We start from the raw sequence: 20,640 nt of genomic DNA on the forward strand, positions 1-20,640 counted from the left end.
CTTATCATCGACGTATAATTGGCGTCATTAAGTCGTCTGTCATCTTTTCCTTAGGTTACGGAACAGCCGAAGGCTTTGGCTGTCAGACCGATGACTAGAACGGCAATAAGCCACCATCGCCCACCTGACTAACCGGTTTAAAGTATGCGCCCTATGAAGCAGGCAGTTTATTCCAGCCGCACGGCTGACAAGTTCGTGGTTCGGCTACCAGACGGAATGCGTGAGCGTATTGCGGAAGTTGCACGTAACCATCATCGCAGCATGAATTCGGAAATCATTGCCCGCCTCGAGCAAAGCCTTCTTCAGGAAGGTGCGCTGGGTGACGACCTGAACATGCGTCTCGACAGTCCGGAACTTTCGCTTCATGAGCGTGAGCTGCTACAACGTTTCCGCCACCTGGCACACCGCCAGCAGAACGCCCTGATCGCCCTGATCGCGCAAGATAGCGAAGCCACCAAAGTCGAAGAGTGACACGCCAACCTGACAGCTGCACCGTACAGACAAAAACGCCTCGACTGATCGAGGCGTTTTTGTGTGGCTAACCGACGAAACTGAGCAGAATCCCCGCCGCCACAGCCGAGCCGATGACCCCCGCCACGTTAGGACCCATCGCATGCATGAGCAGGAAGTTTTGCGGGTTCGCCTCAAGCCCAACCTTGTTGGAAACCCGCGCCGCCATTGGTACGGCCGAAACACCCGCAGAACCGATAAGAGGGTTGATCTTGTTCGTACTGAACATATTCATAACCCTCGCCATCAGCACACCAGCAGCCGTGCCGGCACAGAATGCAACCAGACCAAGTACCAAGATCCCCAGCGTTTTCATCTGCAGAAAGGCGTCAGCTGACAACTTCGAGCCCACCGTCAGCCCCAGCAGAATGGTCACGATATTGATCAGCGCATTGCGTGTCGTATCCGCCAGCCGATCAACGACACCGCACTCACGCAGCAGGTTGCCGAATGCGAACATCCCCACGAGCGGAGCAGCATCGGGCAGCAACAGACCAATCAGCAAAGCCAGCATCAGCGGGAAGATGATCTTTTCGACATGACCAACAGGACGCAGCTGTTTCATGACAATGGCGCGCTCTTCCTTGGTCGTCAGCGCCCGCATGATCGGCGGCTGGATCAATGGAACCAGCGCCATGTACGAATAGGCCGCTACGGCAATCGGTCCCAATAGATGAGGCGCAAGCTTCGCCGTCACGAAAATGGAAGTGGGTCCGTCAGCACCACCAATGATCGCAATCGATGCCGCTTCGCGCATGGTGAATTCCATTCCCGGAATACCCATGGCTGCCAGCCCCAGGGCGCCCAGCAGCGTCGCGAAAATACCGAATTGGGCCGCAGCGCCCAACAGCAGCGTTTTCGGGTTCGCCAACATGGGGCCGAAGTCCGTCATGGCCCCAACACCCATAAAGATGAGCAAGGGGAACACACTGGTCGGCAATCCCACCTGATAGAACAGATGCAGAATGCCTTCACCCTCGGCCATGTTCGCCACAGGAATGTTGGCCAGCAGCCCGCCAAAGCCAATGGGAATCAGCAACAGGGGCTCGAAGCCCTTGCGAATGGCCAGGTAGATCAGCGCCAGACACACGACGATCATCAGCAGCTGGCCGGGCTCCAGGTGATACAGGCCGGTGCTTTGCCACAGTTTGAGCAACTTGTCCATGCCGCTCTCCTTAAGCGATGGTCAGCAGGCAATCGCCTACAGACACAGCATCACCGACCTTGACGCTGACGGCGGAAACCGTACCGGCCTTGAAGGCACGTATTTCGGTTTCCATCTTCATCGCTTCAAGAATGATGACCAGATCACCTTCCTGCACGGATTGGCCAGGCTGTACCAGAACCTTGAAAATATTACCTGCAAGCGGCGCCGTCTGAGGCTCACCGCCATCCGCCGCGGGAAGCGTACCGGCTGACACTGCCGGAGCAGCACCGGCGGTCGCGCCGAGCGGCTTGATACCCTCGATGTCACCGCCCTCGTCGACCTGCACCACGAATGACTGGCCATTGACCTGAACGGTATACACCTCTGGCTTGCCCGCTTCCCGTGGCGCCTGCTCGTTGCCGGTCGGCGCCGGCTCGAAGGCCGCCGCATTGCCGCGGTTTTCCAGAAACTTCAGGCCGATCTGCGGGAACAGCGCATAGGTCAGTACATCGTCTATCGCCTCCGCTGCCAGGCTGATACCTTTTTCCTGCGCCAATGCCTTGAGCTCACTCGCCAGCTTGTCCATTTCCGGCGCCAGCAGATCCGCCGGGCGGCACGTGATGGCTTCGGCACCCTCCAGAACCCGCTGCTGCAGTTCAATATTGAATGGTGCAGGCGCCGCGCCATATTCGCCTTTGAGAATACCGGCGGTTTCCTTGGTGATGGATTTGTAGCGCTCGCCGGTGAGCACGTTGATCACGGCCTGGGTGCCCACGATCTGCGAGGTTGGCGTGACCAGCGGGATGAAACCAAGGTCTTCGCGCACGCGAGGAATTTCGGCGAGCACTTCATCGAACTTGTCGAGAGCGCCCTGCTCTTTCAATTGCCCTTCCATGTTCGTCAGCATGCCGCCCGGCACCTGGGCTACGAGGATGCGTGAGTCGACGCCCTTGAGCGTACCCTCGAACTTTGCATACTTTTTGCGCACTTCGCGGAAATAGGCTGCGATTTCTTCCAGCAACTCCAGATCCAGGCCGGTATCGCGCTCGGTCCCCTGGAATATCGCGACCACCGATTCGGTCGGAGAATGGCCGTAGGTCATCGAAAGCGAGGACACCGCCGTATCGACATTGTCGATACCGGCTTCGACCGCCTTGAGAATCGCTGCGGTCGACAGCCCCGCCGTGGCATGGCACTGCATGTGAATCGGAATCGAAAGGCTCGCCTTCAGCCGTGAAACCAGCTCGAATGCGATGTAAGGCGTGAGAATGCCTGCCATGTCCTTGATCGCAACCGAATCGGCGCCCATGTCCTCGATCTGCTTGGCCAGATCGACCCACATCTCCAGGGTATGTACCGGGCTCGTGGTATAGGAAATGGTGCCCTGAGCATGTTTGCCCTGACGCTTGACGGCACGCAATGCGGTATCCAGGTTGCGCGGATCGTTCATCGCATCGAATACGCGGAAAACATCGACCCCGTTGATTGCGGCACGCTCGACGAATTTCTCCACCACATCATCGGCGTAATGCCGATAACCAAGCAGGTTCTGCCCACGCAGCAGCATCTGCTGACGCGTATTGGGCATCGCCTTCTTCAACTCGCGAATGCGCTCCCAGGGATCTTCACCGAGGTAGCGAATGCAGGAGTCGAAGGTCGCGCCACCCCAGGATTCCACCGACCAGAAACCGACCCGATCCAGCTTGCCGGCAATCGGCAGCATGTCTTCGAGACGAACACGGGTGGCAAGGATGGATTGGTGGGCATCACGCAACACCACATCGGTGATACCGAGCGGTTGTTTTACTGAAGTCATGCAGGGAACTCCCTTTCGGAATCAACCACGGCGAGCGCGGTGCTGATGAATAGCGGCCTGAATGGCTGCGATGAGGTCGGCATCCGCCACTGCTGCGACGACCGGCCTGTCACATGCCGGCAGGCTTGCCGGCACACTCTCGAAGCGACCGACCAGCAACGACATCAGGCGAATGCAGCCAATCAACAAGATGAGAAACAAAAAGACAGCACCCACGCCGAATAGCATCAATTCGAAGCCTTCGAGCAGGAGTTCGCTTGAGGTCATTGGGGCCTCCTTCCTTTCGGCGGCTCGTGCCGCCTGTTATTCGCATTGAGCGTTGAGGCTTCGCCAATTGGCGAAGCCCGCGAACATTAGCCTGAACGGCAAATGCGAGGCAAACGCCAAATAGCCGCAGCAGGAAAGAATCAGAGGAGAAAAAGCGTCGCCAGACCGAGAAAGATGAAAAAACCGCCGCTGTCGGTAACAGCCGTGATCATCACACTGGAACCCAGCGCCGGATCGCGTCCCATGCGCGCCAGGGTTACCGGAATCAGCACACCCATCAGCGCAGCCAGCAGCAGATTGAGCGTCATGGCAGCCGTCATGACGAGGCCGAGCGACCAGCTGCCATAGAGCCAGTAGACCACCAGGCCAATCACGCCACCCCAGATCAGGCCGTTCAGCAGACCCACGCCGGCCTCCTTGCGCAGCAGCCGGACGCCATTGCCGGTGCCCATCTGGTCCAGGGCCATTGCCCGGACGATCATGGTGATCGTCTGGTTACCCGAGTTGCCGCCAATCCCCGCCACGATCGGCATCAACGCCGCCAGCGCCACCAGCTTCTCGATCGATCCATCGAAAAGCCCGATCACCCGCGAAGCAATGAACGCCGTGATCAGGTTCAGGGCCAGCCAGGCCCAGCGGTTGCGCAGCGATTTCCAGACCGAGGCGAAGATATCTTCCTCTTCACGCAGACCGGCCATGTTGAGCACTTCGCTCTCGCTCTCCTCACGAATCAGGTCGACCATTTCATCGATGGTCAGACGACCGATGAGCTTGCCGCTCTTGTCCACCACGGGCGTGGACACCAGGTCGTAGCGCTCGAACGCCTGCGCCGCCTCGTAGGCATCCTCATCCGGGTGGAAAGTCACCGGATCGCTGGCCATCACCTCGGCCACCTGCTTGTCCGGGTCATTGACCAGCAGCCGCTTGATGGGCAGGACACCCTTGAGCACGCCGTCGTAGTCGACCACGAACAGCTTGTCGGTATGCCCCGGCAGTTCTTTCAGGCGCCGCAGATAGCGCAGGACGACTTCCAGGCTCACATCCTCACGGATCGTGACCATCTCGAAGTCCATCAATGCGCCGACCTGGTCCTCCTCGTAGGACAACGCCGAGCGGACGCGCTCACGCTGCTGCGCGTCCAGGGTTTCCATCAGCTCATGAACGACGTCACGGGGCAGTTCGGCGGCAAGGTCGGCCAGCTCGTCGGCATCCATCTCCTTGGCGGCCGCCAGCAACTCGTGATCGTCCATGTCGGCGATCAGCGTCTCGCGTACCGCATCGGACACTTCTAGCAGGATGTCGCCATCGCGCTCGGACTTGACCAGTTGCCAGACAGTCAAGCGGTCATCGAGCGGCAACGCTTCGAGGATGTGCGCGACGTCCGCCGGGTGCAGCGCTTCCAGCTTGCGCTGCAGCTCGACGAGATTCTGGCGATGCACCAGATTGTCGATCAGCTCCTGCTGCTGGCCGCTGCCCTGGCGATGCGCGAGATCCTCAACGAGCTTCTGACGATGGAGCAGCTCGACAACTTGCGCCAGACGATCCTGGAGACTTTCCTGCGGCTTTTTTGCTTCTACTTCAGTCATGGCGCACTCCACCCCCAACGGACGGAGCGCGCCAGGGGATCAATCATTCAATACGTGATTGGCCAACAAAAATCGTGTACGACTACAGGGCAAATCCATGAGGGGGATCCAGAAGCCCGAAAGGGCGGACCGCGCAATAATACACTGCAGCCACCCTCACAGACCATGAAAATACAGGCAATACAACCGCTTGCGCGGCGCATCACGGCGAGCAACACGTCTCGCATCCTGTCGACGCATTCACGTTGCGAGAAGACACCGCTGCAACGAATGCAATTATTGGCTAGGGTCTGCTGGCTTGAAGATCGTCAAGGAGGACGACCATGAAAAAACTGCTTGCTTCGGGCTGTTATGCACTTCTGCTCACCACCACGCCCGCACTTGCCACAAGCGTTTACCGCTGCGTCGATGAAGCGGGGCATCCGACCTTCACCCACCAGGGCTGCCCGACTCACCAGACCATCGAAAGGCAGCAGGCGTTCAATCCGACGCCTGGCTCCAGCAAGGCCGTGCCCATGGCGAAGCCGCAAAAGCAACGCGCCGAGCGCCGCAACAAGGACCAACCACTGACCATCGTCGGCGAGCAGGATGACGGCTGCGGCAACCGCATAACCGGCAGCGCAAGGCGCAACGCCATGATCAACCAGCAAAGCCGGCCCGGCATGACCCGCGCCGACATTGAAAGCACTTTCGGCAAGCCAGACAGCATCACCAGCCGCAACGGGCAGACGCAGTACCGTTACACCGCCAGCAAGGGCCGAAGCCACAGCATCAGCTTCGATGAAAACGGCTGTGTGCTCGGCAAGCGCTGAAGCCGTAGAACGAAAAAAGGGCCTGCATCGCTGCAGGCCCTTCTTGTGTGGCGGACTCAGGAGGATTCGAACCTCCGACCGCTCGGTTCGTAGCCGAGTACTCTATCCAGCTGAGCTATGAGTCCGTTTTGCGCTTTTAGACCAGATCACCCCTGGTTGAAGCAGTGAAACGCATTGCTGCGATCCACTTTGAATAGTGGCGGACTCAGGAGGATTCGAACCTCCGACCGCTCGGTTCGTAGCCGAGTACTCTATCCAGCTGAGCTATGAGTCCACTAAGGGTGCGCATTATAGGTTCATGATTTTGCTGGTCAAGCTCTTTGATTCAATGATTTTCATTAAACCGAACGCTGAAACCACTCACGACCCCAGGATGCAAAATGGCGGAGAGGGGGGGATTCGAACCCCCGACACCCTTTTGAGATGTACTCCCTTAGCAGGGGAGCGCCTTCGGCCACTCGGCCACCTCTCCGCAACACGGGGCGCATAATACCCGCCTTTACCCCGCTTGCAAAGCGAAAAATCGAGAAAAATTAATGGTTTGGTTCCTGATCTTTCTCTTTCTGGATCCGTTGATAAATTTCCTCGCGATGCACCGCAACCTCTTTGGGGGCATTCACTCCTATACGCACTTGGTTTCCCTTTACACCCAGCACAGTGACGGTCACATCGTCACCCACCATCAGGGTCTCTCCGACCCGGCGAGTCAGAATCAGCATTCCTTTCTCCTTAAAACGGATTCAGTTCAGTAAACAGCCTGCAAAGATAAAGGCGGATAATGCTCCGCAAGACATGGAACCTAGAGCTTTTCACCAGCTATTGACCAGCAACGGCAAGCCTAAAGTTCCTTTCACAGCCTTCCAAACGACGGAAGGTTCCAGGCTCGCATAAAATCAGGATCACTCCCCTTTTCCAGCCGGTGCATCCAGCTCGAACGCGGTGTGCAACGCACGCACCGCCAGCTCCAGATATTTCTCCTCTATGACCACCGACACCTTGATTTCCGAGGTGGAAATCATCTGGATATTGATATTTTCCTTGGCCAACGCTTCAAACATGCGACTGGCGACTCCGGCATGCGAACGCATGCCGACGCCCACAATGGACACCTTGGCAATATCGACATCCCCGATGACTTCGCGCGCCCCCATCTCCTGCGCGATATGCTCCAGTACATGCAGCGCATTCTGGTAATCGTTGCGGTGAACGGTGAAGGTGAAATCGGTGGTGTTATCGTGCGCGACGTTCTGCACGATCATGTCCACTTCGACATTCGCCGCACTGATTGGACCAAGGATCTTGAACGCCACGCCGGGCGTATCCGGCACACCACGGATCGTCAGCTTGGCCTCGTCACGGTTGAAAGCGATGCCGGAAATGATGGGCTGTTCCATGGAGTCCTCTTCGTCAAGGGTAATGAGGGTTCCCGGACCCTCTTTGAAACTGTGCAGCACACGCAGAGGCACGCCGTACTTGCCGGCAAACTCAACGGCACGGATCTGCAGCACCTTGGAGCCGAGGCTGGCCATTTCCAGCATCTCCTCGAAGGTTATCTTCTCCAGGCGCTGTGCCTTGGCTACTACTCGGGGATCGGTTGTGTAAACGCCATCCACATCGGTGTAGATCTGGCATTCGTCAGCCTTGAGCGCCGCCGCCAGCGCAACGCCGGTGGTATCCGAACCGCCACGCCCGAGAGTGGTGATATTGCCCGCCTCATCCACGCCCTGGAAACCGGCAACCACCACCACACGCCCGGCCTTGAGCTCCTTGCGAATGTTCTGCGCATCGATCTGCAGAATGCGCGCCTTGGTGTGCGAGCCGTCGGTAAGGATACGCACCTGGCTGCCTGTATAGGAAACCGCCGGCACACCGATCTTGATCAGCGCCATGGCCAGCAAGGCAATGGTCACCTGCTCGCCGGTAGAGACCATCACATCCAGTTCGCGGGCAACGGGCCGTTCACTGATCTGCCGGGCCAGGTCAATCAGACGATTGGTTTCACCACTCATGGCCGAAACCACCACGACGATATCGTCGCCGTTGTCACGGAACTTCTTGACCTTCGCCGCCACCTGCTCGATGCGCTCGACGGAGCCCACCGAGGTCCCTCCAAACTTCTGTACGATCAACGCCATTTCATCGCCGCCTAAGCCATTCGTTAAACAACCCGACTTTCACCATGCCCATCTTCTGCAGGACGACTCGCATATCGCTCTCGCCCTGCCGGAACCAGCCTGAGCTCCTTAAAGCCCCTCGACGAATGAGCGGGTCAGTGCCAGCGCGTCGTCGAGCTTTTGCGGCTCAGTGCCGCCGCCCTGCGCCATGTCCGGACGACCGCCGCCCTTGCCGCCCACAGCGGCAGCAGCCTGCTTCATCAGGTCACCGGCCTTGAATTTGCCGGTCAGGTCCTGGGTCACGCCAGCCACCAGCACGACCTTGTCGTCCAGAACGCCGCCCAGCAGGATCACCGCGCTGCCCAGCTTGTTTTTCAACTGATCCACCAGCGCCAGCAGCGCCTTGCCATCCAGCCCGTCGATCCGCGCCGCCAGGGTCTTGACCCCCTTCACCTCGACCGCTGAGCCGGCAAGATCATTACCCGTAGCGCTGGCGGCCTTGGCCTTGAGCTGTTCCAGCTCCTTCTCCAGCTGGCGGTTGCGTTCGAGCACGCCACCGAGCTTGTCCAGCAGGTTCTCGCGGTTGCCCTTGATCAGCGCCGCGGCTTCTTTCAACTGCTCCTCGGCGCCGTTCAAATAGCCCAGCGCCTGCTCGCCGGTGAGCGCTTCGATACGACGAACACCCGCTGCAACGCCGCCTTCGCTGACAATCTTGAACAGGCCGATATCGCCGGTACGCGTGACGTGCGTACCACCACACAACTCGACCGAAAAACCGCCACCCATGCTCAGCACACGCACCTGATCGCCGTATTTCTCGCCGAACAGCGCCATGGCGCCCTTGTGCTTGGCGGTCTCGATATCGGTTTCCTCTATTTCCACCACGGAGTTGCCACGGATCTCGGCGTTGACCTTGTCCTCCAGCGCCTTGAGCTGCTCGGGCTTGATCGCCTCGAAGTGGCTGAAGTCAAAGCGTAGACGCTGGCTGTCGACCAGCGAGCCTTTTTGCGTGACATGTTCACCGAGGATCTGGCGCAACGCCGCGTGCAGCAGGTGCGTCGCCGAGTGGTTCAGCGCGGTCGCCTGGCGCACCGAGGCATCCACCACCGCCTCGACGCTGCCACCCACCCGCAGGCTGCCGCTGTCGAGAATGCCGTGATGCAGGAAGGCGCCACCGGCCTTGCTGGTGTCGCGCACATCGAAGCGCAGACCTTCGCTGGCCAGATAGCCACAGTCTCCGATCTGCCCGCCAGACTCGGCGTAGAACGGCGTCTGGTCGAGCACCACCACGCCCTCTTCGCCCGCGCTCAGCGCCTCGACGCTCATGCCCTCACGGAACAACGCGACGACCTTGCCCGCGCCCGTGGTGCCCGCGTAGCCGGTAAAGCGGGTTTCGCCCTCGACCTTGACCAGGCTGTTGTAGTCCATGCCGAAGGCGCTGGCCGAACGTGCGCGCTCGCGCTGGGCCTGCATCTCGCGCTCGAAGCCCTCCTCGTCCAGCGTCAGTTCGCGTTCGCGGGCGATGTCGCCGGTCAGGTCCACCGGGAAACCGTAGGTGTCGTACAGCTTGAAGATCACCTCACCGGGAATGACGCTGCCCGAGAGCTCGGCCAGATCCTGTTCGAGAATTTTCAGGCCCTGCTCCAGGGTCTTGGCGAACTGCTCTTCCTCGGTCTTCAGCACGCGCTCGATATGCGCCTGTTGCTGCTTGAGCTCGGGGAAGGCTTCTCCCATCTCGGCGACCAGCGCCGCGACGATCCTGTAGAAGAAACTGCCCTTGGCACCCAGCTTGTTACCGTGGCGGCAGGCACGGCGAACGATGCGGCGCAGCACATAGCCGCGGCCCTCGTTGGACGGCGTCACGCCATCGGCGATGAGGAAGCCGCAGGAACGGATATGATCGGCGACTACCTTCAGCGAGGCTTGGCCCTCATTGGTGCAGCCGATGGCCTGCGCCGCGGCGTTCAGCAGACTCTGGAACAGATCAATCTCGTAGTTGGAATTGACGTGCTGCAGCACCGCGCTGACGCGCTCCAGGCCCATGCCGGTGTCGACGCTCGGCGCCGGCAGCGGATGCATGACGCCATCGGCGGTGCGGTTGAACTGCATGAACACGTTGTTCCAGATTTCGATGTAGCGATCGCCATCTTCCTCAGGCGAGCCGGGCGGGCCGCCCCAGATGTGTTCGCCGTGGTCGAAGAAAATCTCGGTGCAGGGACCGCACGGGCCGGTATCGCCCATCGCCCAGAAGTTGTCCGAAGCATAGGGCGCGCCCTTGTTGTCGCCGATGCGCACCATGCGCTCGGCTGGCACGCCGACCTCTTTGGTCCAGATGTCGTAGGCCTCGTCGTCGCTGGCGTAGACGGTAACCCAGAGTTTCTCCCTGGGCAGGTTCAGCCACTTGTCCGAGGTGAGGAATTCCCAGGCGTAGGTGATGGCGTCGCGCTTGAAATAGTCGCCGAAACTGAAGTTGCCGAGCATTTCGAAGAAGGTGTGATGGCGCGCGGTGTAGCCGACGTTTTCCAGGTCGTTGTGCTTGCCACCGGCGCGCACGCATTTCTGGCTGGTGGTGGCGCGGGTGTAGGCACGCTTTTCCAGGCCGAGGAAACAGTCCTTGAACTGATTCATCCCGGCGTTGGTGAACAGCAGGGTCGGATCGTTCGCAGGAATCAGCGAACTGGAGGCCACACGCGTATGCCCCTTCTCTTCGAAGAAGCGGAGGAAGGCTTCACGGATTTCTGCGCTTTTCATAGATCTCTTCCAGAAGACTGCGACCGAGTGGCTGCAAAACGACACGCCAGGACAAGGAGTCGAATTGCAACTATCCAAATGGATAATCGGCAAAAGGCAGCATTATATCGGGCCTGCGCCCCGCGCATAGGGGATAGACCCCATTGAATCAAGCTATTTGACTGCTAAAAAACTACCTGCGTTGACAATACGTCGTTAAAAACAAGCTCGGAAAGCCGCTTGCGGCTAACGCGCTTCAGCGCGGCCCGAAGGGCGAACGAAGTGAGTAATGCTCATTTACTCCGCTTGATTCGCTGCGCTCACCCTGCGGGCCAGCCTGCGGCTGTTACTTCGCTGCGCTACGTTTCTCGCCTGTTTTTTCCTCGTCTTGCCTGCCTCGGCTACGTTTTTGCGGCTAGTCTTTGAAACAAATGCCCGCTACGTCACCTCAACGCAGCAGACGGGTATCCAGAACCGCTGAGCCGCCACCGAGCAGGGTTTCGGTGATATTGACGAAATCTTCCGTGGTGACCTTGTCCAGGCGCATCAACCCGCGCGCTACATCATCGAGCGAATGGCGGTTCTTACTGCGCTGGCGGATTTCCCGATCGAGCTCCTGCAGCAGCAGCACCGCACGCGCGGTCACGGGGCCGGTGGAATGCTCGGTACGCAGAGATTTGACCTTGCTGCTCCATGTGCTCAGATGCTTACGGACGGCCTGATAGCGATCCTCGCTCATGCCTCCGGCACGGCGCATCAGCTCGATGGCGTAGTACTCGGCCAGCCCTTCGCTGATCCAGTCGCTGCGATCGGCATCGCTGATGCGGCTGAACACATGAACCAGCTCGTGAACCAGCGAGCTGGTGCCGTTCTCGCTGACCAACGGGCGATCGGCGTGCATGAACAGGGAGTTGGGGCCGGAGAGACCGCCACGCCACATCGGATCACCGGCGCCGACGATCAGCAGCTTTTTCGGATCACGGGGAAAGACGTTCTGCACCTCGGGCCAGACGAAGGTCAGCAGCGTCAGAATATCCATCCGCCGCACCCCTTCGCCCACGGGAGCCGCGACCGTTACGTCGGTTTCACCGAGCCTGGCCCGGCGACTGCCGAGCTTGCCGGCGAGCATCCAGCCGGTCGGCCTGTCGAACTGTCGCTCGGGGTTGTTGATACGAAAGCGATTCTTGCCGATACGCGGCCAACCCGTTTCGACGCTCTTCCAGCCTTCAGGCAATTCGAATGACAGTCGCGACACCAGTCTCACGCCATCGCGCACATCGACTCGCCCGGCCGGCACCAGGTCATCGCCTCGCAACAGCGCCCAGTCGGGAGTCATGCGCGCATCGAAACGACCATTGTCACGCTGATGGCTGATCCGCACCCGATAACCCAACCGCGCCTTGCCCGCAGCCGGTCGCCAGAGACCACGCTCACCCTCTTGCTGCCAATCGCCTTTGGCATCGGTTTCGAAATCGCTGTAAAGCCCTTCATCACCGAGGTTGAAATCGATGTAGGCAAGGGCGCTGCCGTCCTCGAGCACCAGCTCGACCTCGGCCACATCCTCTTCGGGCAGGAATTTGACGTTGAAGTCCAGATCGACGCGCTTGGCCGCCTGCGCCGGGGCGACGACCAGGCACAACAGAACGGCGAACAGCGGTAGCAGGCGGAGGAACATTGGGCGGCTCCAGACAGGGTTCAGTGCTATGACGATGCGCTCCGACGTGAATTCAACCGGCACGAAAAATCAGATGTTCCTCCCAGTCCTCCTCGGCCACCGCACCCTCGGCGAGCATTCGGCCTGACTGGGAAATACGCTCGGCATGCACCGCCTGCGGATCACCGCACACCAGATGATGCCAGAGCGGCAAGTCCTTGCCTTCGGCAACCAGGCGATAGGCACAGGTGGGCGGCAACCATTTGAACCGCGCCGCATCGGCAGCCGTAAGCTGGATGCAATCAGGCACGCTGGCACGGCGATTGGGATAATCCGTACAACGGCAGCTGTGCAGGTCGAGCAGCTTGCAGGCGATACGGGTGTAATAGACGCCGCCATCCTCCTCGTCTTCAAGCTTCTGCAGGCAACACAGACCACAGCCATCGCAAAGCGACTCCCATTCTTCTGCATCCAGCGCGGCAAGGGGCTTGCGCCTCCAGAAGGGCTCGACTTTCGCCGCCATCAATAATCACCTCGAATAAGCAATGCTGTCGTCAGATCGCGTCGTTGCGGCGCAGCAACTCTTCCGGGAGATGCTCGATATACTCGTCCTGAGGCGGCGGCATCTGCAAGTGGAAGCCCTGCTTCTCCAGGTTCTCCAGGACGGTCGCGATATTCTCGCGCGCCAGGGTGCGCTCGGGCGTCAGCACGATGTCGAAGGCATGCTGCGGCGCGCCGAACACGGCGAGCAGCGCTTCCGGCACGCGCGCCAGTGCTTCACTGCGATCGACGTAGAGGTACATCTCGTCCTTGCGCGGACTTTTGTAGATGGAGCAGAGACGTTTCATCGGGTTTCATCCAGTGCATCGAGAAGGGCCTGCCCCAGCCGCTCGCGGCGCCAGCCCCGTAGCGAATCGGGCAGCTGATAGGGGCCATCGGGATAGCCGGTTTTCAACAGTGATTCGAGTACTTTCTTGCGCAACACCAGCTCGGGCGCGATATCCAGAGCCGTCGCCGCACGCTGCCCGACCGCGCGCAGCTTCTTCAGCAACGCCGACGCCTCCAGCGGCAAGGGTTCGGGCAATGGCGCGGGCCAGTTCTGCTCGGGCGTGGCAGCCGCGCTGCGAATCAGTTCGAGCAGGGTTTCACCGTCCTGGCGCACGGTGCGCGGATGCATGTCGTCTATGCGCGCCAGGCTGACCAGATCGCCGGGTTGGGTACGTGCCAGCGGCCACAGGCTGTGTTCGCGCAGCACGCGGTTGCGTGGCTGATTGCGCGCCCGTGCCTGCGTTTCGCGCCAGGCGGCCAGCACCCGCAACACGGCGAGCTGGCGCGGCTTGAGGCGCCAGGCCTGCTTGACCTCGCGATAGGCCTCGTGCGGGTCGGTTTCGCGGCGCTGGTTGTCCACCCATTCGGCGCCATCTTCCAGAATCCACGCGAGCTTTTCCTCGGACAGCCTCGGCAACAGCGCCTGATAAAGCTCGGCCAGATGCTGCGCATCTTCGGCAGCGTATTGAACCTGCATCTCGCTGAGCGGGCGCTGCAACCAGTCGGAGCGCGTCTCACCCTTGGGCAGCTCGATGTTCAGCACCGTCTGCACCAGGCGTGAATACCCCATCGAAAAGCCGATATTCAGGTAGCCGGCAGCCAGTTGCGTGTCGAACAGCGGCGCGGGCAGGCTGCCGGTCAGGCGCAGGAATACCTCGAGGTCTTCACCGCAGGCATGCAGCACTTTGACCACGGCCTCATCTTCGAGCAGGCCGCTGAAAGCCGTCCAATCGGTAATCAGCAAGGGGTCGATCAGGTAGGCACAGCGCCCGTCGCCCACCTGCAGCAGGGCTGCGATGGGGTAGAAGGTGTCGACCCGCATGAACTCGGTATCCAGCGCAACAAATGGCAGCTGCCGCCACTCGGCGCACAGGCGGGCCAGATGCGCATCATCCAGAACCCATTGAGTGTTGATGGCCACTATGGCCTCCTTTATTGTCGGCTGACGACCGAAGAGCGCCGCAGTATATAGGTGCGTTCAGTAATTCGCCGCGCAAACATCAGCCGCGCGGTGCTCACGACCCACGGAGCGCCACCATGCCGCTTGCCCAACTGATCACGCCCCAGCAACTGGCCGAACGCCTGCAACAGCCGGACCTGATCATCCTCGATTGCCGCTTCGCTCTGGATGATCCCCAGTACGGCCAGCGCAGCTACGACCAGGCCCATATCCCCGGCGCCCGCTTCGCCGATCTGGAAAAAGACTTGTCCGGCCCGGTGACTCCCGGCAAGACCGGTCGCCACCCGCTGCCGGAGCCCAGGCAACTGCTCGCCAGATTCCAGGCCTGGGGGCTGAATGGCGAGAGCCAGGTGGTGCTCTACGACGACGGCCCCGGCGCCTTCGCCGCCCACGCCTGGTGGCTGCTGGTCTGGCTGGGCAAGCGCGACGGCCTCCATCTGCTCGACGGCGGACTGCAGGCCTGGCGCGAGGCCGGACTGCCGCTCGACGACAAGCGCCCCGTCCTCACACCGGGCACGCTGCAGGGCGCTCCGGACACCCGCCTGACCATCGACGCGGCAACGCTCTCGAACCAGCTTGCAACGCCTGAACTGACGCTGCTCGACGCCCGTGCCCTGCCACGCTTTCTCGGCGAGGTAGAGCCCATCGACCCTGTTGGGGGGCACATTCCCGGCGCCCATTGCCTGCCCTTCAGTGACAATCTCGATACCGACGGACGCTTCCTGCCACCCGAGCAGTTGCGTATGCGCTTCGAGCAGCACTTGGACGCGAAATCGCTCGATACCCTGGTGGCGTACTGCGGCTCCGGCGTAACGGCCTGCCACAACCTGTTCGCCCTCTGCCTGGCCGGTTATCCACTGGCCAGGCTGTATCCGGGTTCGTGGAGTGAATGGATCACCGATCCACAGCGCCCGGTCGCTCGCTCGCAGGATTAGCGATACCAGCCCTACCCCGGCTTCAACGCCAACAGGACGAAGCCGCAGATAATACCCGCCAGGGCGATCAGCCAGCCGATCCGGTGCGCGCGGTTCTTCTGCGCCTGACGAACCGGGTCCACGGGTTTCTTTTTTCTCACGCATCCACCTCGAAAAATACAAAGGCCATCCGGGCAGCAGGCAATTGAGCGCCGCCCGCGCAAAGCGGCACGCAAGCTACGACGCTCCGCGCTTGCGTGCAAGCCTTCAGGCGCCACCATGGCCGCTCTTTCAAAAGGATATAGGCGTCGGAACATCGGCGTTCAACGGGTCAATCCCCGTGCCCGGGTTCGTCAACGTCGCTACGGCGAGTTCCTGCTTCGCGAGGACTCAGGCCCGCCCTCAGGACGTCTTCTTGTCGCCCTTGCCCAAGGATGTGCCGCCCGCCTTGGCGAAGGCCTTGATCACGTCGCGCACCACCTTGCGCTGCTCGGCTGGCAATGCCAGAAAGGCGTCGATGGCTTCGCGCTCGCGGTAGAAGTTCGGATCTTCCCACTGCGCCCGCTGCTCGCGAATCGCCGATACCGCGCGGTCGCCAAAGCGCAGGGCCTGAGGCTCGACCTTCAGCCATTGGGCGATGACCTGGAGTTTGTCCTGCGACGGAATGGATTTTCCACCCAGCCAGCGCGACACCGCCTGGAAAGTGACTGAGCGCCCCCAATAACGGGAATTGAACTCCCTTTCAAGAACGGCAGGACGATCAGGGTAACCGGCAGCAAGCATGGCGCTGCGCAGGCGTTCGGCGAATTCCATTTTTTCATTCATGGAGGCGGACGTTAAGTGCCCACCCCAGGACAGACTGAACATTCAGTTGTGTTAAAAATTGAATTCATGCTTTCATTCACCCACAGGAAAGCCAGGAAGGAGCGCCGGCACGTGATTCGACCATGCGCGGCTCGTTTCGTCTGCGTCCATGCGCTCCGCGAGCCATACAAATCCGTCACGACACACAACGTCTGAAACCGAGGCCGTGGCCCAAGCACGAAGCGGGCAACGAGAGGAAAAGGAATGCCTACCCTTCATCATGTGACGTTCGAGAACCACACCCTTTGCGTCCTGCATCGGCCCGATGGTGTCCTGCTGCTGGACGGCCCTCCGCTGGCGCAGCTGCTCGGTTATCCCGACGATTTCGGCGCACTGCATGCTCATTGCCGCACCGAAGGTTTCGCATTCGGCAACCAGCCGCGACCGACGATCTGGATCGACATGCACAATGCCTATCGTCTGATATTCCACAGCGAACTGCCGATGGCCGAGCGCCTCGCGCACTGGCTCAGTCATTGGTTGCTGCCGCACTTCAGCAGGCGCTGGCAGCCTCAGACCTTGCGCGCCTACATTGGCGGGCAGCATCTACGGGTACTGAGCTGGCAAGGCGAATGCTGGATTACCTATAACGATGCGCTCGGCACACTGGACCAGAACCTGCTGAAGACCCTGGCGCAGTGCGTGGCGCCTCCCACCGACCCGATAACGACGAGCGCGCCCGTGGAGCCACTCTGGGCTGCGGACGCAACGGGCCGGAACTCGCCATCCGAGCCATGATTCAGGGCGTGCCGAACAGCGCCGTCCAGTAGATGCCCGCATCGCTCTGCGGATCGACCGCATAAGCCGCGCCCAGCTCGCCGAATTGCGGATTCATCAGGTTCGCACAATGACCGGGGCTGGCCAGCCAGCCGTCGACCACCTTGTCCGGCGCATCCAGCGCGGCGGCGATATTTTCACCGATCAGCCGCCCGTCATAGCCCGCCAGCTCCGCACGGTCGCCCGGCGTGCGCCCATCACTGCCGAGATGGCTGAAGAAATTGCCGTTGGCCATGGCCCGACTGTGCCCCTCGGCAGCCTCGCCCAGCCTGGCGTTCCATACCAGCGGCGGTGCCGCAACGAAGGACTGCTCGCCACACCGGCGCGCCTGGCTGCGCGCGACGTTGATCCCCTCCAGCAGTTTCTGCCCTTCCACCAGCCAGTCGCCCAGGCCGCCGCTCAGCAGAGGCCGCGCCAGCACGATGCGCCAGTCACGGCCTTCACGGCTTACGCCGATATCGATGAACTGCGGGTCCAGCAGGATCTTGCAGAAGCTTTCGCGCAAGGCGGTCATGGCCGCCTGGCTGTCGCGCGGCCCGGACAGGCTGATCGCGCTCGCATTGCTGAAGGGATAGGCCTTGGCGTTCAACGCCGGCTGCAAATCGACCTGTCCTTGTACAGACAAGACCAGGCGCAAATCGGGTAGCAGCGGCGGCAACGCCTCGAACGCCTGTCCCGCGCAACTGCGCACTTCGCTGCGATAGTGATTGATCGACTCGACGAGCCGCAGCTCTTCGGTCGCACTGGCGGCACCAGCACCTATCAGCCCCAGCGCCGACAAGGCGAAACGTACAAGCGATGACTTAATGCGCATGAAGTGCTCCCTGACCTGGCTGCCCCAATGATCGTGCAGCGCGCCGCAAAGCACCAGCCATCCGCTACGCGGCTCCTGAGCGGCGTTCCGGCTCAGCGCGGGTTGATCACTCCATCGCGCTCGGCGAGGAACGACGTCGGTGGCGAGCCGTCGGCATTGAGCTGGTAGATCTCGACCGGCCTGCCGCCGGGGTCGAGCACCAGCAGGCCGATGCCGCTGCCGTTCCACAGCCGCTCGCCAGCCTGGCTGCGATCCGGCACGCGCGGCACGACTTCCAGTCGGCGGCGCTTGGTCAGCCAGTTCAGCGGTGACCAGGGCGCGTAAAGCCAGCGATTGAGACGGTCGAACCAGTCCAGCAGGCTCCGGGGAAATTCGTTCTTCACGCCGCTGCTGGTGATCTGCCAGAGCTGCGGGCCGGCGTCACGATCACGGATGTGCAGCTCGTAGACGAACGAGTAATGCACGTCACCGGAGAGAATCACGTAGTTACCGGGCGTTCGCGAGTGGCGGAAGATGTTCATCATCACGTGGGCGGCGCCGCGATGCGCCATCCAGTTTTCCGCATCGACCAGCAGCGGCTGCCCCGCCCAGCTGAAGATGCGCTGGATCACTTCGATCAGTTTCACGCCGAACATCGGCGCCGGCGAGACGATCAGCACCGACGGCTTGTCGAGGATGTTCTGCTGGAATTCGCTCAGCGCCTCCCAGTCCATCAGGCCCGAAGGTCGGCTGAGGTTGCGCTCGCTGCGCCAGCGGCGGGTGCGCGTGTCCAGCACCACCAGCGGCGGCTCGGTGGCCAGCTCGTAACCCCAGCCACGGAACTGGCGCAGGTCTTCGATCAGGTGGTCCTGCGGTTCGCTATCCAGCCAGGCGTCGCGGGCCGAATCCATCAGCTGCTGGGTCTGCGCCAGCAGCTCGGCGAAGCGCTCGGGCTGGTTGCCCCAGGCCTGGCACAGCAGGTAGGCGATCAGCGCATTGCCGATGATCCGCCGCGACAGGGGATGGCCGTAGGCGGTCTGCTCCCAGCGCGCCGAGAGGTTCCAGTCGTCGGTGATGTCGTGGTCGTCGAAGATCATCAGCGACGGCACGTGTGCCAGCGCCCGCGCAACCCGTGACAGGCCCTGGACGAACGCTCGCAGGCAGTCCTCTTCGCGGCGGTAGCGCTCGGCCTGCTCGGCGGTGAGCGAACCCGGCATGGCCGGCGCGATCAGCGACCAGGGCAGCGGCGACCAGACCAGCAGGTACATGGCCATGACTTCGCCGAAGGTGATCAGGTGGTTGTGCCCGTTGGCGGTGGTGAACACCGGCTTTTCCACGCCGCCGAAGAAGCGCTCGCGCAGCGCCTCGTTGGACTTGAACGCCGGCAGCAGGTCCTCGCGCCGGTAATAGGTGGCCGGATGGCGGAACAACTCCTCGCTGTCGTCCACCACCGCGCCTTCCAGTCGCTCGCCATACAGCCCGAGCCGGCGCACCAGCGCATGGATGGCCACCAGCATCGGGCCGGCGACATCGTCGGCGTACACCTGGTCACCGCTCATCAGCAACAGCGCCGGTCGGCCCTGGGGGTTGTCACGCCCGTTGGAGAGCAGCTCGTCGACGCACAGCAGGCCGTCCCTGGCCGGGTGGTGCGGTTTGCGGCAGGAGCCATGCAGTACACGGTCGAGCCGGGATTTGATGACGAAGCTGGGCCGCGCCGCGCCGTCGTACAGCAAATGCGGCGCCCAGTCGGCGGTGCCCTGTTCTTCTTGGCCGCCGATGCGCAGGTCGTATTCGATCAGGCAATCGGTCGGCAGCGGCTCGTCCAGCGACACGTCGATCAGGTGCAGCACGGCATCGCGACCGAACGGCAGCTGCTGGCATGTCGTCCCGTCCAGCGCTACGACGCGACGCAGCTGATGCGCTTGGCTTTCGACAATCAGCGAAAGCTGCAACGGACGCGAGCCCACCAGCCAGAACACCAGCCGAGTGGGCTCGACGCGACGCAGTAGCGGGCCGGCAAGCACCGGGGGGAGTGTTTCGGCGGTGAAATTTGCTTCGATCAAGACGGATTCGCAGTGGGTGACCGGGGTCGCATTGTGACAGCAGCGGCGATGACTGTGTCGCCTGGCAACCCCGTTCGCCTCGCCGGCGATGGCCAAGCAGCGATCCGGCTGGCTATGATCACCCGTCATGACGACTCTTGCGCTCCGCCCGCCCTGCCCGCCCGGCACCTGCGACTGCAGGCGCGACGAGCTGCTGGAAAATCCCGAGGCGGACTGGCGCATCCTGCGCCTGACCCTGCATGAAGAAAAGCGCCTGCTCGACCGTCTGGAGCATATCCAGAGCCTAGCGGATCTCGAACGCATGCAGCAAAAAATGCAGGAGCAGCTCGGCATCCGCCTGAGCGTAACCCCCGGCCACGGCGAAGTACGCAGCATGCGCGGCATCGCCATCGAGTTCACCGAACAGCCGGGGCTGTGCCGCAAGACCCGCCGCTCGATTCCCGCCGCGATCCGCCGCGCCCTGACACAGCATCCCCAGATCGCCTGGCGCCTGCTCGACGCCCACGACCTGTTGGGCGACAGTTGAGTGGCCACCTCCGACTCTTCACACCTATCCAGCCGGTGAACCTTGACTTACAGCTTGCC

The 20,640-nt window shown here is 61.5% G+C and carries 20 protein-coding genes and 3 tRNA genes; 5 read left to right on the forward strand and 18 right to left on the reverse strand.

All coding sequences use genetic code 11. The annotated features are described in order from the left end of the window. Positions 1-144 precede the first annotated feature (144 nt). A complete protein-coding gene (locus tag G7020_RS06595) occupies positions 145-471 on the forward strand; it encodes an Arc family DNA-binding protein (protein ID WP_181083136.1) in 327 nt (108 codons plus the stop codon). Positions 472-538: 67 nt separating this feature from the next. On the opposite strand, the gene G7020_RS06600 is transcribed toward G7020_RS06595, so the two are convergent. The 4 genes from G7020_RS06600 to mgtE form a co-directional block, all read right to left on the reverse strand. Then, positions 539-1,675, reverse strand: coding sequence for a sodium ion-translocating decarboxylase subunit beta (locus G7020_RS06600; RefSeq protein WP_181083137.1), 1,137 nt, complete (start codon positions 1,673-1,675; stop codon positions 539-541). A gap of 10 nt (positions 1,676-1,685) precedes the next feature. Continuing rightward, the gene (oadA, locus tag G7020_RS06605; RefSeq protein WP_181083138.1) at positions 1,686-3,473 is read right to left on the reverse strand and encodes a sodium-extruding oxaloacetate decarboxylase subunit alpha; all 1,788 of its coding nucleotides are present in this window, start codon (positions 3,471-3,473) and stop codon (positions 1,686-1,688) included. 21 nt (positions 3,474-3,494) lie between these two features. Continuing rightward, positions 3,495-3,740, reverse strand: a complete 246-nt coding sequence (locus G7020_RS06610; RefSeq protein WP_181083139.1) for an OadG family protein — start codon at positions 3,738-3,740, stop codon at positions 3,495-3,497. Between the two features lie 140 nt (positions 3,741-3,880). Further along, the gene (gene mgtE / locus G7020_RS06615; RefSeq protein WP_181083140.1) at positions 3,881-5,326 is read right to left on the reverse strand and encodes a magnesium transporter; all 1,446 of its coding nucleotides are present in this window, start codon (positions 5,324-5,326) and stop codon (positions 3,881-3,883) included. Between the two features lie 323 nt (positions 5,327-5,649). On the opposite strand from mgtE, the gene G7020_RS06620 reads away from it, so the two are divergent. Beyond that, positions 5,650-6,138: a DUF4124 domain-containing protein gene (locus G7020_RS06620; protein ID WP_181083141.1), complete on the forward strand. Its 489-nt coding sequence runs from the start codon at positions 5,650-5,652 to the stop codon at positions 6,136-6,138. A 48-nt stretch (positions 6,139-6,186) separates the two neighbouring features. Here G7020_RS06620 and G7020_RS06625 read toward each other — a convergent pair. From G7020_RS06625 to rnd, 10 genes are all read right to left on the reverse strand, one after another. After that, positions 6,187-6,263 (reverse strand) — tRNA-Arg (locus G7020_RS06625). A gap of 72 nt (positions 6,264-6,335) precedes the next feature. Beyond that, positions 6,336-6,412, reverse strand: a tRNA-Arg gene (locus tag G7020_RS06630). Positions 6,413-6,519: 107 nt separating this feature from the next. Further along, a tRNA-Ser gene (locus G7020_RS06635) sits at positions 6,520-6,610 on the reverse strand. 61 nt (positions 6,611-6,671) lie between these two features. Continuing rightward, on the reverse strand, positions 6,672-6,857 hold the full coding sequence (csrA, locus tag G7020_RS06640; protein ID WP_003085981.1) for a carbon storage regulator CsrA: 186 nt from the start codon (positions 6,855-6,857) through the stop codon (positions 6,672-6,674). A 180-nt stretch (positions 6,858-7,037) separates the two neighbouring features. Next, complete coding sequence (locus tag G7020_RS06645) at positions 7,038-8,273, reverse strand: aspartate kinase (protein WP_181083142.1); 1,236 nt, start codon at positions 8,271-8,273, stop codon at positions 7,038-7,040. A 108-nt stretch (positions 8,274-8,381) separates the two neighbouring features. Beyond that, positions 8,382-11,003, reverse strand: a complete 2,622-nt coding sequence (gene alaS / locus G7020_RS06650; RefSeq protein ID WP_181083143.1) for an alanine--tRNA ligase — start codon at positions 11,001-11,003, stop codon at positions 8,382-8,384. Positions 11,004-11,430: 427 nt separating this feature from the next. Next, complete coding sequence (locus tag G7020_RS06655) at positions 11,431-12,657, reverse strand: hypothetical protein (protein WP_181083144.1); 1,227 nt, start codon at positions 12,655-12,657, stop codon at positions 11,431-11,433. A gap of 52 nt (positions 12,658-12,709) precedes the next feature. After that, positions 12,710-13,159 carry a YcgN family cysteine cluster protein gene (locus tag G7020_RS06660; RefSeq protein ID WP_181083145.1) on the reverse strand — a complete coding sequence of 150 codons (450 nt, stop codon included), beginning with the start codon at positions 13,157-13,159 and terminating at the stop codon, positions 12,710-12,712. Positions 13,160-13,190: 31 nt separating this feature from the next. After that, positions 13,191-13,484, reverse strand: coding sequence for a YcgL domain-containing protein (locus tag G7020_RS06665; RefSeq protein ID WP_181083146.1), 294 nt, complete (start codon positions 13,482-13,484; stop codon positions 13,191-13,193). Beyond that, complete coding sequence (gene rnd, locus G7020_RS06670) at positions 13,481-14,605, reverse strand: ribonuclease D (RefSeq protein WP_181083147.1); 1,125 nt, start codon at positions 14,603-14,605, stop codon at positions 13,481-13,483. Before rnd ends, G7020_RS06665 begins: the two co-directional genes overlap by 4 nt. A 116-nt stretch (positions 14,606-14,721) precedes the next feature. Here rnd and G7020_RS06675 point away from each other — a divergent pair, with 116 nt between their 5' ends. Next, positions 14,722-15,579 carry a sulfurtransferase gene (locus G7020_RS06675; RefSeq protein ID WP_181083148.1) on the forward strand — a complete coding sequence of 286 codons (858 nt, stop codon included), beginning with the start codon at positions 14,722-14,724 and terminating at the stop codon, positions 15,577-15,579. Positions 15,580-15,590: 11 nt separating this feature from the next. On the opposite strand, the gene G7020_RS23990 is transcribed toward G7020_RS06675, so the two are convergent. Then, positions 15,591-15,719: a hypothetical protein gene (locus tag G7020_RS23990; RefSeq protein ID WP_336509712.1), complete on the reverse strand. Its 129-nt coding sequence runs from the start codon at positions 15,717-15,719 to the stop codon at positions 15,591-15,593. A 241-nt stretch (positions 15,720-15,960) separates the two neighbouring features. After that, positions 15,961-16,383 carry a transcriptional regulator gene (locus tag G7020_RS06680; RefSeq protein WP_181083149.1) on the reverse strand — a complete coding sequence of 141 codons (423 nt, stop codon included), beginning with the start codon at positions 16,381-16,383 and terminating at the stop codon, positions 15,961-15,963. A gap of 243 nt (positions 16,384-16,626) precedes the next feature. On the opposite strand from G7020_RS06680, the gene G7020_RS06685 reads away from it, so the two are divergent. After that, positions 16,627-17,160 (forward strand): BRO-N domain-containing protein, encoded by a 534-nt coding sequence (locus G7020_RS06685; RefSeq protein ID WP_258189265.1) that lies wholly within the window; start codon positions 16,627-16,629, stop codon positions 17,158-17,160. A 1-nt stretch (position 17,161) separates the two neighbouring features. On the opposite strand, the gene G7020_RS06690 is transcribed toward G7020_RS06685, so the two are convergent. Both G7020_RS06690 and G7020_RS06695 read right to left on the reverse strand, forming a co-directional pair. Next, a complete protein-coding gene (locus tag G7020_RS06690) occupies positions 17,162-18,013 on the reverse strand; it encodes a CAP domain-containing protein (RefSeq protein WP_181083150.1) in 852 nt (283 codons plus the stop codon). A 92-nt stretch (positions 18,014-18,105) separates the two neighbouring features. Next, positions 18,106-20,016 (reverse strand): alkaline phosphatase family protein, encoded by a 1,911-nt coding sequence (locus G7020_RS06695; RefSeq protein WP_181083187.1) that lies wholly within the window; start codon positions 20,014-20,016, stop codon positions 18,106-18,108. Between the two features lie 166 nt (positions 20,017-20,182). On the opposite strand from G7020_RS06695, the gene G7020_RS06700 reads away from it, so the two are divergent. Then, positions 20,183-20,581, forward strand: coding sequence for a hypothetical protein (locus G7020_RS06700; RefSeq protein WP_181083151.1), 399 nt, complete (start codon positions 20,183-20,185; stop codon positions 20,579-20,581). Positions 20,582-20,640: the final 59 nt, after the last annotated feature.

Origin of the sequence: Stutzerimonas stutzeri (assembly GCF_013522825.1) — a bacterium.
Classification (GTDB): domain Bacteria; phylum Pseudomonadota; class Gammaproteobacteria; order Pseudomonadales; family Pseudomonadaceae; genus Stutzerimonas; species Stutzerimonas stutzeri_AK.

What these genes read in the sequence shown, in the direction of transcription:
- G7020_RS06685 (WP_258189265.1), top strand. Translation starts at nt 16,627, where the DNA reads ATGCCTACCCTTCATCATGTGACGTTCGAGAACCACACCCTTTGCGTC.
- csrA (WP_003085981.1), bottom strand. Translation starts at nt 6,857, where the DNA reads ATGCTGATTCTGACTCGCCGGGTCGGAGAGACCCTGATGGTGGGTGAC.
- G7020_RS06645 (WP_181083142.1), bottom strand. Translation starts at nt 8,273, where the DNA reads ATGGCGTTGATCGTACAGAAGTTTGGAGGGACCTCGGTGGGCTCCGTC.
- G7020_RS06600 (WP_181083137.1), bottom strand. Translation starts at nt 1,675, where the DNA reads ATGGACAAGTTGCTCAAACTGTGGCAAAGCACCGGCCTGTATCACCTG.
- mgtE (WP_181083140.1), bottom strand. Translation starts at nt 5,326, where the DNA reads ATGACTGAAGTAGAAGCAAAAAAGCCGCAGGAAAGTCTCCAGGATCGT.
- G7020_RS06610 (WP_181083139.1), bottom strand. Translation starts at nt 3,740, where the DNA reads ATGACCTCAAGCGAACTCCTGCTCGAAGGCTTCGAATTGATGCTATTC.
- G7020_RS06660 (WP_181083145.1), bottom strand. Translation starts at nt 13,159, where the DNA reads ATGGCGGCGAAAGTCGAGCCCTTCTGGAGGCGCAAGCCCCTTGCCGCG.
- G7020_RS06690 (WP_181083150.1), bottom strand. Translation starts at nt 18,013, where the DNA reads ATGCGCATTAAGTCATCGCTTGTACGTTTCGCCTTGTCGGCGCTGGGG.
- oadA (WP_181083138.1), bottom strand. Translation starts at nt 3,473, where the DNA reads ATGACTTCAGTAAAACAACCGCTCGGTATCACCGATGTGGTGTTGCGT.
- G7020_RS06655 (WP_181083144.1), bottom strand. Translation starts at nt 12,657, where the DNA reads ATGTTCCTCCGCCTGCTACCGCTGTTCGCCGTTCTGTTGTGCCTGGTC.
- G7020_RS06620 (WP_181083141.1), top strand. Translation starts at nt 5,650, where the DNA reads ATGAAAAAACTGCTTGCTTCGGGCTGTTATGCACTTCTGCTCACCACC.
- G7020_RS06680 (WP_181083149.1), bottom strand. Translation starts at nt 16,383, where the DNA reads ATGAATGAAAAAATGGAATTCGCCGAACGCCTGCGCAGCGCCATGCTT.
- alaS (WP_181083143.1), bottom strand. Translation starts at nt 11,003, where the DNA reads ATGAAAAGCGCAGAAATCCGTGAAGCCTTCCTCCGCTTCTTCGAAGAG.
- G7020_RS06675 (WP_181083148.1), top strand. Translation starts at nt 14,722, where the DNA reads ATGCCGCTTGCCCAACTGATCACGCCCCAGCAACTGGCCGAACGCCTG.
- G7020_RS06595 (WP_181083136.1), top strand. Translation starts at nt 145, where the DNA reads ATGCGCCCTATGAAGCAGGCAGTTTATTCCAGCCGCACGGCTGACAAG.
- G7020_RS06665 (WP_181083146.1), bottom strand. Translation starts at nt 13,484, where the DNA reads ATGAAACGTCTCTGCTCCATCTACAAAAGTCCGCGCAAGGACGAGATG.
- G7020_RS06700 (WP_181083151.1), top strand. Translation starts at nt 20,183, where the DNA reads ATGACGACTCTTGCGCTCCGCCCGCCCTGCCCGCCCGGCACCTGCGAC.